The 14,496-nt window shown below is 62.1% G+C and carries 16 protein-coding genes and 2 pseudogenes; 9 read left to right on the top strand and 9 right to left on the bottom strand.

The genetic code is table 11. The features are described from left to right. Nucleotides 1–254: 254 nt before the first annotated feature. The 3 genes and pseudogenes from BKP54_RS06815 to BKP54_RS06805 all read left to right on the top strand — a co-directional run. A pseudogene (locus BKP54_RS06815) lies at nt 255–626 on the top strand (DUF1036 domain-containing protein); the annotation flags it as partial. Continuing rightward, the gene (gene pyk, locus BKP54_RS06810) at nt 626–2,065 is read left to right on the top strand and encodes a pyruvate kinase (RefSeq protein WP_025424792.1); all 1,440 of its coding nucleotides are present in this window, start codon (nt 626–628) and stop codon (nt 2,063–2,065) included. The pseudogene BKP54_RS06815 and the gene pyk, both read left to right, overlap by 1 nt. A gap of 244 nt (nt 2,066–2,309) precedes the next feature. Further along, nucleotides 2,310–2,867, top strand: a complete 558-nt coding sequence (locus tag BKP54_RS06805; protein ID WP_057226578.1) for a substrate binding domain-containing protein — start codon at nt 2,310–2,312, stop codon at nt 2,865–2,867. Nucleotides 2,868–2,881: 14 nt separating this feature from the next. Here the strand turns inward: BKP54_RS06805 and BKP54_RS06800 are convergent, their stop codons facing one another. The 7 genes from BKP54_RS06800 to BKP54_RS06770 form a co-directional block, all read right to left on the bottom strand. Next, nucleotides 2,882–3,886, bottom strand: a complete 1,005-nt coding sequence (locus tag BKP54_RS06800) for an alpha/beta hydrolase (RefSeq protein WP_025424790.1) — start codon at nt 3,884–3,886, stop codon at nt 2,882–2,884. Nucleotides 3,887–3,903: 17 nt separating this feature from the next. Next, nucleotides 3,904–4,422, bottom strand: coding sequence for a hypothetical protein (locus BKP54_RS06795; RefSeq protein WP_025424789.1), 519 nt, complete (start codon nt 4,420–4,422; stop codon nt 3,904–3,906). A 32-nt stretch (nt 4,423–4,454) separates the two neighbouring features. Continuing rightward, on the bottom strand, nt 4,455–5,069 hold the full coding sequence (locus BKP54_RS06790) for a hypothetical protein (RefSeq protein WP_025424788.1): 615 nt from the start codon (nt 5,067–5,069) through the stop codon (nt 4,455–4,457). An 81-nt stretch (nt 5,070–5,150) separates the two neighbouring features. Further along, complete coding sequence (gene ykgO / locus BKP54_RS06785) at nt 5,151–5,276, bottom strand: type B 50S ribosomal protein L36 (protein WP_025424787.1); 126 nt, start codon at nt 5,274–5,276, stop codon at nt 5,151–5,153. 176 nt (nt 5,277–5,452) lie between these two features. Further along, nucleotides 5,453–6,502, bottom strand: coding sequence for a 5-(carboxyamino)imidazole ribonucleotide synthase (locus BKP54_RS06780; RefSeq protein WP_025424786.1), 1,050 nt, complete (start codon nt 6,500–6,502; stop codon nt 5,453–5,455). Next, entirely contained in the window at nt 6,499–6,963 is a 465-nt protein-coding gene (purE, locus tag BKP54_RS06775; protein WP_038576471.1) for a 5-(carboxyamino)imidazole ribonucleotide mutase, read from the bottom strand. Before purE ends, BKP54_RS06780 begins: the two co-directional genes overlap by 4 nt. A 53-nt stretch (nt 6,964–7,016) precedes the next feature. Beyond that, nucleotides 7,017–7,220 carry a YdcH family protein gene (locus BKP54_RS06770; RefSeq protein ID WP_025424784.1) on the bottom strand — a complete coding sequence of 68 codons (204 nt, stop codon included), beginning with the start codon at nt 7,218–7,220 and terminating at the stop codon, nt 7,017–7,019. 212 nt (nt 7,221–7,432) lie between these two features. Here BKP54_RS06770 and BKP54_RS06765 point away from each other — a divergent pair, with 212 nt between their 5' ends. Next, on the top strand, nt 7,433–7,606 hold the full coding sequence (locus BKP54_RS06765; RefSeq protein WP_038575691.1) for a DUF465 domain-containing protein: 174 nt from the start codon (nt 7,433–7,435) through the stop codon (nt 7,604–7,606). A 161-nt stretch (nt 7,607–7,767) separates the two neighbouring features. Here the strand turns inward: BKP54_RS06765 and BKP54_RS06760 are convergent, their stop codons facing one another. Then, nucleotides 7,768–8,028, bottom strand: a complete 261-nt coding sequence (locus tag BKP54_RS06760; protein ID WP_025424783.1) for a metalloregulator ArsR/SmtB family transcription factor — start codon at nt 8,026–8,028, stop codon at nt 7,768–7,770. Nucleotides 8,029–8,125: 97 nt separating this feature from the next. Next, entirely contained in the window at nt 8,126–8,905 is a 780-nt protein-coding gene (locus tag BKP54_RS06755; protein WP_025424782.1) for a sulfite exporter TauE/SafE family protein, read from the bottom strand. Between the two features lie 102 nt (nt 8,906–9,007). Here BKP54_RS06755 and BKP54_RS06750 point away from each other — a divergent pair. The 5 genes and pseudogenes from BKP54_RS06750 to BKP54_RS06730 all read left to right on the top strand — a co-directional run bounded on the left by BKP54_RS06750 (nt 9,008) and on the right by BKP54_RS06730 (nt 14,417). Then, nucleotides 9,008–9,659, top strand: a pseudogene (locus BKP54_RS06750) (thiamine phosphate synthase). A gap of 9 nt (nt 9,660–9,668) precedes the next feature. Further along, entirely contained in the window at nt 9,669–10,838 is a 1,170-nt protein-coding gene (locus tag BKP54_RS06745; RefSeq protein ID WP_025424780.1) for a tetratricopeptide repeat protein, read from the top strand. A gap of 384 nt (nt 10,839–11,222) precedes the next feature. Continuing rightward, nucleotides 11,223–12,023 carry an inositol monophosphatase family protein gene (locus BKP54_RS06740; RefSeq protein WP_025424779.1) on the top strand — a complete coding sequence of 267 codons (801 nt, stop codon included), beginning with the start codon at nt 11,223–11,225 and terminating at the stop codon, nt 12,021–12,023. A gap of 255 nt (nt 12,024–12,278) precedes the next feature. Further along, nucleotides 12,279–13,382, top strand: coding sequence for a MotA/TolQ/ExbB proton channel family protein (locus BKP54_RS06735; RefSeq protein ID WP_025424778.1), 1,104 nt, complete (start codon nt 12,279–12,281; stop codon nt 13,380–13,382). 3 nt (nt 13,383–13,385) lie between these two features. Continuing rightward, nucleotides 13,386–14,417, top strand: coding sequence for a peptidoglycan -binding protein (locus BKP54_RS06730; RefSeq protein WP_084814321.1), 1,032 nt, complete (start codon nt 13,386–13,388; stop codon nt 14,415–14,417). Nucleotides 14,418–14,496: the final 79 nt, after the last annotated feature.

Here is a 14,496-nt window from a genome sequence, read left to right as displayed (position 1 = left end):
GCGTCGGAGACATTCACAAGAAAAACGCAACTGTTTTGCGCAATCGACACCTAATTAGCCCGATGTAATCGATTAGAGTTACGTTGACTTTCCGGGCTGGTCGTCGCAAGAAAGGCCACGCAAATCAAAACGGAGTTCCATCGGAAACCGTGTCCAGATATCCATTTTCCAAAGCGAAGCCGGGGCTGTCGACATTGGGGGGGATCCTCCTGTTTTCCCTGGCTATTTCAGGCTCATTTCTATTTGCCGGTGAGGCTCGCGCCGATTTTCGCGTCTGCAATGGCACGCAAAATCTGGTCGGCGTGGCGATCGGTTACCGCGCCAAGGAAGGCTGGGTAACCGAGGGGTGGTGGCAGGTTCCCGCGACCACATGTGCGACCCTGATCGAGGGCGAGCTCGAATCGCGATACTATTATCTCTACGCTGAAGACGCGGCCCGGGGTGGCCGTTGGACCGGCGACGTCAACATGTGCGTCGCCGAAAACGAATTCAAGGTTTCGGGCGTGCAGGACTGCTTTGCCCGCGGCTTCCAGCGGATGGGATTCAAGGAATATGACACGGGGCGGCAGGGAAGCTGGATGGTTCAGCTCTCCGATACGCCCGGCACGCAGGAAAGCCAGAATTGATGAAGCGGAACAGAAAAGTCAAAATCCTCGCCACGCTCGGACCGGCGTCGGCCGACGAGCAGATGATCCAGAAGCTGCACGAGGCGGGGGCTGATCTGTTCCGTATCAACATGAGCCACGCAAGCCACGACGTGATGCGCACGCTGGTGCAGCGCATCCGCGCGGTCGAAGCGCGCTGTGGCCGCCCGATCGGCATTCTCGGCGACCTGCAGGGTCCGAAGCTGCGCGTCGGCAAGTTTGCCGAAGGCAAGGTCGACCTCAAGGTCGGTCAGACCTTTACCCTCGACAACAAGGACGAGCCTGGCGACAGCACCCGCGTGTTTCTGCCCCATCCGGAAATCCTCGAAGCGGTCAAGCCTGGCCATCGCCTGCTGATCGATGACGGCAAATTGCACCTGCGCGCCGAAAAGACCGACGGCAAGAGCATCGTCACAACGGTTGTTGCCGGCACGAAGATTTCCGACCGCAAGGGCGTCAGCCTGCCCGACACGCTGCTGGCCGTCGGCGTCCTGACCGACAAGGACCGCTCGGACCTCGATGCGATTCTGGCAACCGGAGAGTTCGACTGGGTGGCGCTGTCCTTCGTCCAGCGTCCCGAGGACCTGGCCGAGGTTCGCAAGATCGCCCGCGGCCGCGTCGGTCTGATGTCCAAGATCGAGAAGCCGCAGGCGCTCGAGCGCATCGACGAGATCATCGAGCTCTCCGACGCGCTGATGGTTGCACGCGGCGACCTTGGCGTCGAAATGCCGCTCGAATCTGTGCCTGGCCTGCAGAAGCAGCTGACGCGCGCCTGTCGCCGCGCCGGCAAACCGGTGGTCGTGGCCACGCAGATGCTGGAATCGATGATCTCCGCGCCGGTGCCGACGCGCGCTGAAGTCTCCGACGTTGCGACTGCCGTCTTCGAAGGCGCCGACGCCATCATGCTGTCGGCTGAATCCGCCTCCGGCGAGTATCCGGTGGAAGCCGTCTCGACCATGGCGTCGATCGCCAGCAGCGTCGAGCGCGACCCGCACTATTCCAGCATCATCTACGCGCAGCGCACGCCGCCCGAGGCGACCGGTGCCGACGCGATTTCGCTGGCCGCCCACCAGATCGCCGAGACGCTGCGGTTGTCTGCAATCGTCTGCTACACCTCGTCCGGCACAACGGGCCTTCGCGCCGCGCGCGAGCGCCCGCAGGTTCCGATCATCGCGCTGTCGCCGATCGTCCAGACGGCTCGCCGGCTTTCGGTCGTCTGGGGCCTGCATTGCGTCGTCACCGAGGATGCGACCGATCTCGACGACATGGTCAACCGTGCCTGCCGCATCGTTGCTCATGAGGGTTTCGGCAAGCCCGGCGAACGCGTCATCATCTCGGCCGGTGTGCCGCTCGGCACGCCCGGCGCCACCAACATGCTGCGCATCGCCTATATCGGCTCGGACGGCCTGAGCGGTATCTGAGGCTCGCCGCTCGTTTCAGAATGCCATGAGGCCATGGGAGCAGTGAACCTGCTCCCATGGCCTCTGTCTTTCTATTGGGCCAGGCCGATCTGCTTCATGAAGCCCTGATTGTCCCAAAAGAGGTATTCCTCATCCATCACGCCTTCCTTGGTCCAGTGACCTGTTCACAGAGCCGGGACAGCTCTTCTACGAACGTGCCCGGCAGATACTCGCCGATATCAAGAGGCCGAGGCGCTGGTCCGGCTTGCGTCTCGACATCGATTTGACCGACATGCTCGTCGATCTCGCCTATTCCGGTGTCGATGTCGCCTTGCGCATTGCCCGCGCGCCCAGCGCCAGCCTTATCGCGCGTGAAATCGCACCGGTGCGGATGATCGTTTGTGCTTCGCCAGATTACCTCGCTCGCAGCGGCACGCCGCAGCAACCGTCCGATCTCGGCGGCCATGAAACGTTTAGCTATTCCTATCTCTCGCTCGGGGATAGCTGGATGTTTTCCGATGTCGAGGGGCGCGAGACGCAGGTTCGGATTGATCCGGTCGTGCATGCCACCAATGGCGATCTGCTGCGCGCGCTGGCACTCGCCGGCGGCGGGGTCATCGTACAGCCGGACTTCATCGTCGGAGACGATATCGCCTCCGGTCGGTTGGTCCCCTTGCTGGAAAGCTGGCATATGAGCGCGCTCAACCTCTATGCCGTCTACCTCAGCCGACGTCACCTTTCGCCCGAGGTTCGCGTGTTCATCGATTATCTCGTCGAGACGCTGGGAAGGTCGACGGCTCAGGCCTCGGATCGGTTGAGATAAAACTTCCGCTCCTATCAATGCGCCTTGCCGTCGGTGAGCCTCTCTTCGGCGAGCTTCACCGCTGCGCGGAGATCGCCGGGTTTGCCCACCAGTTTCTCCACTGCGGCGACAACCACGTCGGTGACGACATAATCGGGCTTGTGGCCGAGGTTGCCGATCCACAGCAGTTCCGATCCGGCAATGTCGCGCGCCAGGCTGCGCGAGTGAATATCGGCCAGCACGATGTCGTCGCTGTCGCCGCTGACGATGATCGTGGGTGCGGCGATCTCCTGATATCGTGGGGCGACCTCGGTGACGTAGGCGTGCAGATTGGCGACATCGACGGCGTTGTTGCGGAAGGCGAGGGGGCGCAGCACGAGGTGCGGCGCCGTCTTGTCGATGTAGTCGGCGGGTCGCGGATTGGGCGAAAAGACCGACCGCGTGCCACTATCGATCCGCCGGAGGCCGATCGGCGCAGCCAGCGTATGGGCAAACAGCCAGCCGACATAGGGCAGTGCCGTCAGCCGGTAGTACCAGTCGATGCCGCCCGGCCAGGGATGGGTCGCGGGCGCCAGCAGGATAAGGCCTGTCGTCCTTTCCGGATGGCGAAGGGCAAAGCTCGCGGCGATCGCCCCGCCGAAGGAGTGGCCGACGATGATCGCCCGAGGCATGCCTCGCATGTCCATCAGCTTTGCGATCGCATCCGCCTGGCCATCGGGGCGATCATTCGCCCGCCCGCCGCGCTCGGAGTAGCCGTGGCCCGGCCGGTCGACGAAAAGCATCTCCGCGCGGCCCTCGAAGGCCGGAGCAAAGGCATGCATCTGATCGAGCAGGTTGCCGCTCGCACCGTGAATGAAGACGAGCGGGACCAGGTCAGCCTCCGAAGTCGCCGGCAGGTGGACGCTGTTCATGCGGAAGCCGCCGATGTCGATCAGCTCGCCCGTATTCGGGAACCGCGCGCTGATGTTTCGTGCGCTACGCTGGCTGTAGGCGATGCCTGCGAGGGTGAGGGCAACGATGAACAGGGCGGCTAGAACCATTGTCTCGGCGGCTCCTCTTACTCTGCAGTGTACGCAAACATCTCAGGGATAAGGGTCGATGGTTTTCTGCTATTGCAGCGCCATCGTGGCCAGATTTCGTCCACCGCGCGCTGACGGGCCCGAATGAACTCCGGCAATGCCGTGTCGCGGTCGCCCTTGCTATAGCGGCGATCGTAGCGATCGACGATGTGCACGGGAGGAGCGCCGAACTGGTCGGCCGTAATATCGACGATAACGTTGCCGCACTCGACCCAGGCGTGGCTTTGCCAGCCGGCGTCACTGAGGAAGCCGAAATCGCCCAATTCCGGCCCGGAAGATGACAGGCGGGGCGTGCCGCTTGCCCATGAAGCCTCGAAACCTTCAGCCGCCAGGGCACGCGACAGAAACAGACTTGTGCGCCCGCATGTCCATTGAGAGGGCGTGACCGGCGCATCGCCGTTCCAGGCGCTATTCCATTCCAGCCAGATCGGCTCCACGAACAGGTGCGCTGCCGTGGCAAGGTTGCGGATAGCGGCCAGTTCCGTGGGAGGCGTCATCGCGGGGCCTGCGGCTTCGGCATCCGTCCGGTTTACGTCTTGCTGCCCGCGAGCTTTTCGGTCAGCTCGCCCAGTTGCTCCTGTGCCTTGCGATCGGCTGGATAGATTGCCAGGAACTGCTCCCAGGCCCTGAGCGCCAGCTCGTCCTTGCCGGCGGAGCCGAGGATTGCGGCCATGCCGGCGAGCGCGCCGAAATGCCGAGGCTCGAGCGACAGGACATGATTGATGTCCGACATCGACTTGCGATAGTTACCCATCGTGTAGTGCAGGGTCGCGCGGCGGTTCCAGCCTTCGACGTAGCTCGGGGCCAGCGTGATCACCTGGTCGAGGATATCGAGGGCTGCCGCCGGCTTATTGTCGGTGATGGACTTGTCGGCCCACTGCATCAGCAGGTTGACCGTCGCGCTGCCGGAATCCTGCCATTCCAGGCGGATCTGGTTGGCGAGTTCGCGCGCCTTGTCGGCGTCCCGTTCCTTCTTGAGGTCGGAGAACAGGGCGTCGAGGCGTTGCTTTGGGGTGGTGAGGCTGGCGGCCTCGGTTTCCGGTGCCGTCTCTGCGGCGAAAGTCAGGGTGCCGGCTCCAACTGAGGCGGCGAGAAGGGCGGAACACGCCAGAATCAAGGGTACAAAAACTCGCATGGCGAGCATGTTAGCTCGCCACGGAATAAGATCAAAATCAATTTTGGGACATCGCCGAAGCGAGACGCCAAACAGAAACCAGTCTGGGCCTCAGCCCTGACGTGCCTTGAAGCGCGGGTTCTGCTTATTGATGATGTAGATACGGCCCTTGCGACGAACCAGACGGTTTTCGCGATGGCGGGTCTTCAGCGACTTGAGCGAATTCTTGATCTTCATTTTCCTGATCCGCAGGTTTCGGGGAAACAAAATTCGCCCGGTATTTCTAACAATCAAAAGCGCGCCATTCAGCGCGCTCCATAAGGTGGGATGGCAAATACCGTGTCACCCCTGTTGTGTCAACCGCAAGACACCGGATTTTGGCGCCTTGCCCCGCATTTCTGTGGCTTTGAGGCTCACGTCAAGCGGGTGATGTGACCCATCTTGCGGCCCGGTCGGGCTTGCGTCTTGCCGTAGAGATGGACGAAAACGTTGTCCTTGGCAAGCCAGGCCGGCACATCGTCGATGTCGTCGCCGATCAGGTTCTGCATCACGCAGTCGGAGTGGCGAACGGGATTGCCGAGCGGCAGGCCGGCCACGGCGCGAATGTGCTGCTCGAATTGCGAGACGATGCAGGCCGCCTCCGTCCAGTGGCCGGAATTATGCACGCGCGGCGCCATTTCATTGGCGACGAGGCTACCGTCGGCAAGCACGAAGAACTCCACACCGATGACGCCGACATAGCCGAGCGCATCGAGGATCGCCTTGGCCGCAGTGCGCGCGGTCTCGGCGGTGGCAGGGCCAATGGCCGCGGGTACGGTGGATGTATGCAGGATGCCGTTGCGGTGAACGTTCTCCGCCGGATCGTAACAGGCGACGGCGCCATCTACCGAGCGGGCAGCGATGATGGAGATTTCGCGCTCGAACGGCACGAAGCTTTCGAGGATCAGCGGCACGGAGCCGAGCGCCGCGAAGGCGCCTTGCGGGCTGTCCTGCCCGGAGCGGAACACGCGTTGTCCCTTGCCATCATAGCCGAGGCGGCGGGTCTTCAGGACGCCGGAACCGCCGAAATCGGCAAGTGCCGCCTCAAGATCGGCCTGGCTGTCGACCGCATGGAAGCGGGCGGTGACGATGCCGCTGTCGTTGAGGAAGCGTTTTTCGACCAGGCGGTCCTGGGCGGCTTCCAGTGCCTTCGGCGGCGGGAAGACAGGCCGGGCACGGGCGAGCCTCTCGGCGGCCGCAACCGGCACATTCTCGAATTCGTAGGTGACGATGTCGCAGGCGGCCGCCAGCGCATCGAGCGCGCGTTCATCGTCATAGGCGGCAACGATCTGTTCGTTTGCCACCTGCGCTGCCGGACAGTCGGGCTGCGGCTCGAGGATGATGGCGCGGAAGTTCAGCCGTGCAGCAGACATGGCCAGCATGCGGCCGAGCTGGCCGCCGCCAATGATGCCAATGGTTGTCATGCGTCGTCCACCGGATACTCGGCGACGGCGACGGTCTGCTGCTCGCGCCAGTCGTCGAGACGGTCGGCAAGGTCGTTGTCGCTGAGCGCCAGTACGGCTGCGGCGAGTAGTGCCGCGTTGACCGCGCCGGCGCGTCCGATCGCCAGCGTTCCGACGGGAATGCCGGCCGGCATCTGGACGATCGACAGCAGGCTGTCCTGCCCGGACAGTGCCTTCGATTGCACCGGCACGCCGAAGACCGGCAACGGCGTCATCGAGGCGCACATGCCCGGCAGATGGGCGGCACCGCCGGCACCGGCGATGATGACCTTGAAGCCTTCGTCGCGCGCGCCCTTGGCGAAGCTTACCAGCCGATCAGGTGTGCGGTGTGCAGAAACGATGCGAGCCTCATAGGCAATGTCGAGCGCGTCGAGCGTATCGGCGGCGTTCTTCATCGTCTCCCAGTCGGACTGGCTTCCCATGATGATGGCGACGGGTGGGGTAGTGGTGTCGAGCACGTCTTTAAAGTTCCGCTTCAGGCGATGATGTCGGGGATGATCTGGTCTTCGAGCTTGGTGATCTTGTCCTTGATGACCAACTTCTTCTTCTTCATGCGCTGAATTCTCAGCGCATCGCAGCCGGTCTGAATCATGGCGTTGATGGCAGCATCATAATCTTCATGTTCCTGCCTCAGCCGCGCGGCGGTCAATCTGAGTTCGGCCTGGTCCTGGTCCGGCATGCAAAGCGATCCCCATCAGCCCGGTTGCGAAGTCCTCCTCGAACCGGAATTTCATGCGCCGCTCTATCACATCTTGGGCGGTAACGGGAAGTTATCCGTCGTCATCATTTCGCCTTCGACAAATGAAAAATGGCATGGCACAGTAGTAAGGTTACAACCATGGAACATCCGGCATTTACCAGCCGGATGCAAGCAAAAGGAAGGGACTGCCAATGACCATTGAGGCTCATCTTGCAACGCTTGAGAAAAAACATGGCGCACTGGAGCAGGAGCTCCATGCAGCAATGAACCAGCCGTCCATCGAGGACGAAATGATCAGCGACATCAAGCGAAGGAAGCTGCGCATCAGGGACGAAATCGAAAGGCTTCGCTCCTCGACTCACTGATTATAAACGGTATTTCCCAGTAACAACGGGAGGTGTCCTCTCCGCGGAGACGACGCAACAAGGTTCACAACCAATCCCCTCAACGGAAGATACGGATCGCTCGACCGGGTTTGAGACCCGGTCGATTTGTGTCAGGCCGCGGTTACGCTCCCGTCCGGTCATCAGGCCCAGAATTGATCCAACCACAGGTTGAGCCTGTCGAAGCCAGGGCGGTTGATCGCATATATCCGCCGCGTACCGTTGGCCGAAACCGAAACCAGATTGCAGTCGAGCAGGGCCTTCAGGTGCTGTGATACCGCGGGCCGGCTGATCGGCAATCCTTCGGCCAGTTCGTTGACCGTTTTCGGCGCGCGCCGCAGTTCCTCCAGCAGGTAACGCCGGTTGGGATCCGCGATGGCATCGAAAGGGTCCGCAATGGTCATGACCGGACGTTAAGCGAAATCACCGCGGGCGGCAAGAAATTTGTGCGCTGCGGCATTTTCGTTTTGCTTTGCAATATGATCGATCGCTTGGATGCAGTCAGGCGCCGGCCAGCAGGCTGTTGAGGCTGTCCCACAGCAGCTTCAGCCCGGCGATGAAAGCCATGCTATACATGAAGGGATAGAAGATCTGCGGCTTCATGCGGCGAACGATGAAGGCGCCGCAGACGGTGGCAACGATCGCCAGCGGAAACAGTGTCGCAGAGATCTTGAGATTGCTCATGTCGAGCTGGCCGAGCGCGAAATAGGGGATGAGCTTGACGGCATTGAGGATGGCGAAGAAGCGCACGATCGTGCCGGTGTATTCGCGCGGATCGAGCTGAAGCGGCAGGGCGTAGATCTGAAAAGGCGGGCCGCCGGCGTGGGCGACAAAGCTGCCATAGCCGGCAAACGAGCCCCAGAGCGTTGCGGGGCCAGCCCGTTGCTGCTTGGGCGTGATCGTTATTCCGTTGCGCATGCGCCAGACATTGTAGACATAGCGCAGGACGAACAGCACGGTGATGAGGCCGATGATCAGGCGCAGATAGTCGCGCGAGACATAGGCCGACGTCGCCCAGCCGATGAGAATGCCGGCGATGGCGCCGGGCAGGAGCATGAACAGGGTTTTGCGATCGCCGTGCTTGCGCCACATCCAGAGCGAGACGAGGTCCATCGCGATCAGGATCGGTAAGAGCAGCGCGGCCGCCTGAACCGGCGAGACGGCCATCGACAGGATCGGCACGCCCATCAACGAAAGGGCCTCGCCCATACCGCCCTTGCTGAGGCCAACGAGAAGAACCGCCGGGATGGCGACGAGATAGAAGTCCAGGTCGGGAAGCATCGGTGGCGGTTGATCCTTTTGACGTCTCCGTCTATCGGTTTTCCCAAACGAAATCGAGCGCTGGTTTCCGTCGACATGCGGGCACAGCTAGAAATGGATGTCATGAGCAAGACAATAGAACGCTGCCGCCTGGTGCTGATTGCGCCGGATATCGCTGATCCGGCGGATCGCGCCAAGGTGCTTGCCGACGCCTTGAAGGGCGGCGACGTCGCTTCGGTGATCGTGCCGCAATATGGCCTCGATGACGCCGAGTTCCAGAAACACGCCGAGCGCCTCGTGCCGATCATCCAGGAGGCTGGAGCCGCTGCGCTGATCGAGGGCGATTCCCGGGTCGCCGGACGCGCCAGGGCCGACGGCCTGCATATTTCCGGCAATGCCGAAGCACTTGGCGAGGCGGTCGAGAAGCACACGCCGAAGCTTATCGTCGGCGGCGGCAACGCGGCCGACCGCCATCACGCGCTTCAAATCGGCGAAGTGCGTCCGGACTACGTGTTCTTCGGCAAGACGGACGGCGACATCAAGCCGATGCGCATCCGAAGAACCTGGCGCTCGCCGAATGGTGGGCCTCGATGATCGAGATTCCCTGCATCGTCATGGGCGGCACGGATCCGCAGTCCGCATTGGCGGCGGCCGAGACCGGCGCCGAATTCGTGGCGCTTCGCCTGGCCGTCTTCGGCGAGCCCGAGCAGGCGCCGTCGGTGGTCGCGCCGTCAACGCGCTTCTTGACGAAAAAGCGCCACGGTTTGAAGCTTAAGACGTGTCGATGTTGAACCGCCTGTCTTCAAAGCTCAGTTGGGGCGTTGCCCTCCTTGCCGCCACCGCCGCCGTGGCGACGCCGGTGCGTGCGCAGGAAAAGCCGGCTCCAGTGCAGGAGCTGGGCGTCAACGCCGATGATAGTGGCGCTGCAAAGCGCGGCCGCATCACCCCCTTCAATGGCGCAGCGATGCCTGAAGAAGGCACGGGCAAGCCTGTGGCCAAGCCGGCTGACCCGGCGGACAAGAAGAAGGCTGGTGATGGCACGGTGCCTTCGCAGGGCGTCAATGTCTTTGACCGCATGGGCGCCGAACTGCCGGCACTACCTGCGGAAAAGCCATTCGCCGGCAAGGTCGACGACGCCTACGGCGCTTTCCAGCGCGGCTATTATCTGACGGCGATGGATCTCGCACTTCCGCGCGCGCAGCTCGGCGATCCTGCCGCGCAAACGCTTGTTGCCGAAATCCTGCAGCAGGGCCTCGGCGTGGTGCGCAATGCCAAGCAGGCGGCGTTCTGGTACGGACAGGCGGCTGAAAACGGCGACCCGGCCGCCATGTTCAAATACGCGCTGATCCTGATGGAAGGGCGCTACGTCAAGCGCGACCGCAAGAAGTCCGAAGAACTGATGAAGAAGGCGGCCGATCTCGGCAATGGGTCGGCCCAGTTCAACTATGGCCAGACGCTCGTGGCCGACAGCCCCGGACCGAAGGGTCTGAAGGCCGCTATGCCCTACTACGAAAAATCGGCCGAGCAGGGGATCGCCGACGCGCAATATGCGCTGTCGCAGATCTATCTCAACGTCGATGGCATTGACGAAGGCAAGCGGGCGCGGGCCAGGGAATGGCTGCTTCGGGCGGCCCATGCTGGTTACGACACGGCGCAGCTCGACATCGCCATCTGGATGATCGAAGGCATTGCCGGCGATCGCAACCTGGAGGACGGTTTCGGCTGGATGAAGCGGGCGGCGGAAGGCGGCAATGTCGTGGCGCAGAACCGGCTGTCCCATCTCTATGTCAACGCCATCGGCACCCGGCCCAATCCGGTCGAGGCGGCGAAGTGGTATGTGCTGTCGCGCCGCGCCGGCCTCAAGGACGATGCGCTGGAAGACTTCTACCTCGGTCTCAACGAGCAGCAGCAGAAGGCGGCACTCAGCGCAGCCAACAAGTTCCGCTCGAGCTGACCGGGATTCCACTGCATGTTTCCTTAAATCCTATTCGATTTAAGGATAAAAACATGCAGCAAAAATCAAAGTGCTACAGCGACCTTTGCGCGTCTAATAAGACGCGCGGCGCTGTAGGCGCCTGAATCTCGGCTGTTCGGCCGAGCCAGGCGCTATTTCTCTTGAACTTCCGGGGTTTTTGTGGTCTTGAAGCCCCGGTTTTTGCCCCTGGCGCCATGGTTTTCCGGCACGTCCCGGGCGGAGTGATCTTCACTCGGTTTTTTGACGATGGAACTCGATGACAGGCCTTGCCCGATCGGCAGGTGCTATCCCCGTGTTCCGTCACACAGGTTCAATGTCCGATCGAGAAGGCTCGATCGGCCTTCGCTTCACAAGGATCGCCAGATGGCCCGTTCAGCTCTCCTCAATGTCATGGTTCAGGCCGCCTTCAAGGCCGGCAAGTCGCTGGCGCGCGATTTCGGTGAAGTCCAGAACCTGCAGGTCTCGCTCAAGGGACCGGGCGACTACGTGTCCCAGGCCGACCGCAAGGCCGAAAAGCTCATCCGCGAAGAACTGCTGAAGGCGCGTCCGACCTATGGCTTCCTCGGCGAGGAAGGCGAGGAGATCATCGGCACCGATGGCGCCCATCGCTGGATCGTCGATCCGCTCGACGGCACCACCAATTTTCTGCACGGCATTCCACATTTTGCTGTCTCGATCGCGCTTGAGCGCCAGGGCGAGATCGTCGGCGCTGTCGTGTTCAACCCGGCAACCGACGAACTGTATACCGCCGAGCGTGGCGGCGGCGCTTTCCTCAATGACCGTCGCCTGCGCGTCGCTGCGCGCAAGGCCTTGTCGGATGCGGTGATCGCCACCGGCACGCCGCATCTCGGTCGTGGCAATCACGGCAAATACCTGATCGAACTGCGCCACGTGATGGGCGAAGTCGCCGGCATCCGCCGCATGGGCTCGGCGGCACTCGATCTCGCCTATGTTGCAGCCGGCCGTTTCGACGGCTACTGGGAGCGCGACCTGGCCGCCTGGGACATTGCGGCCGGCGTGCTTCTGATCCGCGAAGCCGGTGGCTGGTCGACGGATATCGATGGCGGCGCCAAGCCGGTCAACGAGGGTTCGATCGTTTGCGGCAACGAATACATCACCAAGGCGCTGCGCGACGTCGTTCACCGTCCGATCCCGTCGAAATAATCGACGGCCCGTCCGTTTCCTGCTTGCCAAGCCTCCGGCGCTCCATGTGTCGGAGGCTTTTTGTTTTTTCCTTCAATTCGGCGCAAAGCTCCACTACAGCGCCACACGTTAAACAGGACGCGCGATGGATGCTGCAGCGCGTTAACTTGCTGCATAACTTTCTCTTAAATCGATTCCGATTTGAGGAATTATGCAGTAGGCTCCGACGCGTCGCGGCACCGTTCCGCCAAATGCAACCGGGAGAATGGTATACCCATGACGAAACTGCATCTGTCCGGGTGGGACGGTCGGGAAGGGGTGGAAGCAGACTACAATCCGCATAAGCTTTCGAGCCCCATGCATTTTTTCTGGACCATGGTGATTTTCCTGATCATCGTCGGTTTCGTCGGCGCGATCCTCTTTCGGCAGGCACACAATGCCTTCCTCGCCAATCCCGGCCTGAACGGCCTGATCCTCGGGGTGCTGCTGATCGGCATCCTGCTGGCGTTCAACCATGTGCTCGGGCTTCGTCCAGAGGTGCGCTGGTTCAATTCTTTCCGCGCCGCCGGCAGCGCCGACAAGGTCGGGCGGGATCCGGTCCTGCTGTCGCCGATGCGCGCGCTGATCGGTGGCCGCCAGACGGCGATCTCGACGACGGCGCTGCGGTCGATCCTGGATTCGATTGCAACACGGCTGGATGAATCGCGCGACACGACGCGGTATCTGACCGGTCTGCTCGTCTTCCTCGGCCTGCTCGGCACCTTCTGGGGTCTGCTCGGCACGATCGGCTCCATCAACACCGTCATCCAGTCACTGGATGCCGGTTCCGGCAGCACCGAGGACGTGCTGGGCGCTCTCAAGAACGGCCTGTCGGCGCCGCTGACCGGCATGGGAACGGCGTTCTCGACGTCGCTCTTCGGCCTTTCCGGTTCGCTGATCCTCGGCTTTCTCGATCTGCAGGCGGGTCGGGCGCAGAACCGGTTCTATACCGAGCTTGAAAACTGGCTCTCCTCCGTCACCGATGTCGGATCGGAACTCTCGATTGCCGGCGACCTGTCGACCGGCGCGCCTGTTGAGGAGCTGAAGCGCCTGACGGACCAGCTCGTCCGCCTCAACCATGAAGGCGGTTCCAACCAGCGCACGACGGCGGCGATGGCGAGCCTGGCTGAAGGTATTCAGGGTCTGGTCAAGAACATGCGCGGCGAGCAGCAGATGCTGCGCGACTGGATAGAGGCGCAGCAGGAAGAGGCGAAGGCGATGCGCAAGACGCTGGACAAGCTGACGACGCGCATCGGCCACTCCGAGCGCATTTCAGTGAACAGCGAGAAGTCCGGATCGCAGGCCAAGCTCAGCCATGCGGACGATACCGGAGGGGAATGACCCATGGCGCTTGCCCGAAAAGGCCGTTCACAGCGCACGATCGACTACTGGCCCGGTTTCGTCGACGCATTGTCGACCCTGCTCCTGTCGATCATGTTCCTGCTCAGCGTCTTCGTGCTGGCGCAGTTCCTGCTCAGCCGCGAAATCAGCGGCAAGGACGAGGTTCTGACCCGGCTGAACAGCCAGATCAACGAGCTGACGCAGCTGCTGGCGCTGGAGAAAAGTGGCAAGCAGGATCTGGAGGATTCGCTCGCCAATCTCCAGGCCTCCCTCTCCCAGTCGGAAGGCGAGCGCTCTCGCCTGAAAGCCTTGCTTGACCAGGGCGCCGGCAGCACGGATGCCGCCAACGAGAAGCTGGGGCGTGTCGGTGCCGAGCTTGACGCCGAACGCCAGACCAGCGCCCGTGCCATGAGCCAGATCGAGCTTCTCAACCAGCAGATCGCGGCGCTGCGCAGCCAGATCGCGGCGATCGAAGAGGCCTTGCAGGCGTCGGAAGCCAAGGACCAGTCTTCGCAGACGAAGATCGCCGATCTCGGTCGCCGACTGAATGTCGCGCTGGCGCAGCGGGTGCAGGAACTAAACCGCTATCGTTCCGATTTCTTCGGACGGCTGCGCGAAATCCTGTCCGATCGCGAAAACATCCGCATCGTCGGCGACCGCTTCGTCTTCCAGTCGGAAGTGCTTTTCCCCTCCGGCGGCAACGAACTCAATCTTGAGGGCCAGACTGAAATGGCCAAGCTCGCCTCGGCGCTGCTCGACCTTGCCAAGGAAATTCCGGCGGAGATCAACTGGGTGCTGCGCGTCGACGGGCACACGGACAATGTACAGCTTTCAGGCACCGGCCGTTTTGCCGACAACTGGGAGCTTTCGTCCGCCCGTGCCACATCCGTCGTCAAGTTCCTGATCTCCAAGGGCGTGCCGGCCGACAGGCTGGTCGCCGCCGGTTTCGGCGAGTATCAGCCGATCGCCGAGGGCGAGAGCGTCGAAGCGCGGTCGCAGAACCGTCGTATCGAGCTGAAGCTGACCGAGAAATAGGCTCAAGGATAGCCCTCGGTCCGACGCCCTTGAATTGACCTTGACGTGCGCGTAACACTTGCATCCACAACATGCAGGG

The sequence above is a fragment of the Ensifer sp. 1H6 genome (assembly GCF_001976035.1).
In the GTDB taxonomy this organism is placed as follows: domain Bacteria; phylum Pseudomonadota; class Alphaproteobacteria; order Rhizobiales; family Rhizobiaceae; genus Ensifer; species Ensifer canadensis.
This window is presented reverse-complemented; position numbering and strand designations above follow the sequence as displayed.

Coding starts and splice junctions, on each gene's coding strand:
- pyk (WP_025424792.1), top strand. CDS start 626: ATGAAGCGGAACAGAAAAGTCAAAATCCTCGCCACGCTCGGACCGGCG.
- BKP54_RS06800 (WP_025424790.1), bottom strand. CDS start 3,886: ATGGTTCTAGCCGCCCTGTTCATCGTTGCCCTCACCCTCGCAGGCATC.
- BKP54_RS06795 (WP_025424789.1), bottom strand. CDS start 4,422: ATGACGCCTCCCACGGAACTGGCCGCTATCCGCAACCTTGCCACGGCA.
- BKP54_RS06790 (WP_025424788.1), bottom strand. CDS start 5,069: ATGCTCGCCATGCGAGTTTTTGTACCCTTGATTCTGGCGTGTTCCGCC.
- ykgO (WP_025424787.1), bottom strand. CDS start 5,276: ATGAAGATCAAGAATTCGCTCAAGTCGCTGAAGACCCGCCATCGCGAA.
- BKP54_RS06780 (WP_025424786.1), bottom strand. CDS start 6,502: ATGACAACCATTGGCATCATTGGCGGCGGCCAGCTCGGCCGCATGCTG.
- purE (WP_038576471.1), bottom strand. CDS start 6,963: ATGGGAAGCCAGTCCGACTGGGAGACGATGAAGAACGCCGCCGATACG.
- BKP54_RS06770 (WP_025424784.1), bottom strand. CDS start 7,220: ATGCCGGACCAGGACCAGGCCGAACTCAGATTGACCGCCGCGCGGCTG.
- BKP54_RS06765 (WP_038575691.1), top strand. CDS start 7,433: ATGACCATTGAGGCTCATCTTGCAACGCTTGAGAAAAAACATGGCGCA.
- BKP54_RS06760 (WP_025424783.1), bottom strand. CDS start 8,028: ATGACCATTGCGGACCCTTTCGATGCCATCGCGGATCCCAACCGGCGT.
- BKP54_RS06755 (WP_025424782.1), bottom strand. CDS start 8,905: ATGCTTCCCGACCTGGACTTCTATCTCGTCGCCATCCCGGCGGTTCTT.
- BKP54_RS06745 (WP_025424780.1), top strand. CDS start 9,669: ATGTTGAACCGCCTGTCTTCAAAGCTCAGTTGGGGCGTTGCCCTCCTT.
- BKP54_RS06740 (WP_025424779.1), top strand. CDS start 11,223: ATGGCCCGTTCAGCTCTCCTCAATGTCATGGTTCAGGCCGCCTTCAAG.
- BKP54_RS06735 (WP_025424778.1), top strand. CDS start 12,279: ATGACGAAACTGCATCTGTCCGGGTGGGACGGTCGGGAAGGGGTGGAA.
- BKP54_RS06730 (WP_084814321.1), top strand. CDS start 13,386: ATGGCGCTTGCCCGAAAAGGCCGTTCACAGCGCACGATCGACTACTGG.